The following is a 1,107-nucleotide window of genomic DNA, read 5'->3' on the forward strand; positions in this document are numbered from 1 at the left end:
TCACCGGGATTTTTTTTCAATTCTATCCTGTCTATAAATTATAAAAGATATTATTCCAAAAAAAACTACAAGCATACACATTGGTATGAGAATGGCTTCCATTTTACCTTTTACACTCCTTCTTTATCAGGGAATATCAATAATGCGCATCCAAATAATAAAATAAATACTATTCCACTCTCTACTAAAAGCAATCTATAAATATCTCGCCCTTACAGGGCTGAATATATTTTTAAACTCCGTTAGAAGTGATATATTTGTAGACTTTCTACCTTCTTTTCTCTATCCTCATTCACATTCTAAAAATTCAGTAAACTCTCTCCTTTTAAGCCCTGATAAATCAAGTGTGCCATCTTTCGGGCTCACGCTTATTTCCCATTCTTCCATAGTTAAGGCACCGATAAGTGCATCAATTTCTTTTCCATCCACTCTTCCTAATTTATCAATTGGAACTACCTTTGTATCGAAGGCATATCCTTCCATCTTGCCTTCCACAGCACAGTATTCCTTTACCTCTATTACTCTCCCTCCTAATGCTACTTTATAAGGTTCAGATAGCAGACGAATAGGAACACCTTCTAATAAGTCTCTGATAATATAGGTATGCACAGAACCTGTATCAAATAGTGCATTTACCTTTCTCCCTTCTATTTCTATCTCTTTTACAATTCTCATCTTCATCAATCACCTAATCTCCATGCCAGATTATTTCAGTAATGCCTGAACGCTTACATATGGAGTTGGTATTGGTGATGGTGGTGGTATTGGTGAGATGTTTTTCCCTTTCATATTTCTGTCTCCTTATAGATTATTATATTTCTTTTTTGATAACATGAGTTCTTCCTCAAAATTTGTCTTTTGTGTATCATTATAGATGTTAGAGGTAATCCGTTTTTCTAATGATTTGGTAACCCACATATCATTGCTGGGTATTCTTGACTCTGCTTCAGCAAATATTTTTTTTATTTCCAAGTATCTTTTACTGGAGTTTCGTGAATTTTCTATGATTCTTTTCTCCTTTAATCTTTGCGTTCTTTGCGGTCGATTTCTTTGCGTTCTTTGCGATTAAAAAAGGATAAACCACAAAGGGCACAAAGTAGTAACGCA

Annotated in this window: 3 protein-coding genes; 1 reads left to right on the top strand and 2 read right to left on the bottom strand. The window is 34.4% G+C overall.

The features are described from left to right. Positions 1–201: hypothetical protein (locus AB1414_21345; GenBank protein MEW6609957.1), on the top strand; the 201-nt coding region annotated here is incomplete at its 5' end. Positions 202–288: 87 nt separating this feature from the next. Here AB1414_21345 and AB1414_21350 read toward each other — a convergent pair. Both AB1414_21350 and AB1414_21355 read right to left on the bottom strand, forming a co-directional pair. Further along, positions 289–681 carry an aspartyl protease family protein gene (locus AB1414_21350; protein ID MEW6609958.1) on the bottom strand — a complete coding sequence of 131 codons (393 nt, stop codon included), beginning with the start codon at positions 679–681 and terminating at the stop codon, positions 289–291. 120 nt (positions 682–801) lie between these two features. Continuing rightward, complete coding sequence (locus tag AB1414_21355) at positions 802–972, bottom strand: hypothetical protein (protein ID MEW6609959.1); 171 nt, start codon at positions 970–972, stop codon at positions 802–804. Between the last annotated feature and the right edge of the window lie 135 nt (positions 973–1,107).

This window comes from bacterium, assembly GCA_040755795.1.
In the GTDB taxonomy this organism is placed as follows: Bacteria; UBA9089; CG2-30-40-21; order CG2-30-40-21; family SBAY01; genus JBFLXS01.

Coding starts and splice junctions, on each gene's coding strand:
- AB1414_21350 (MEW6609958.1), bottom strand. CDS start 681: ATGAAGATGAGAATTGTAAAAGAGATAGAAATAGAAGGGAGAAAGGTA.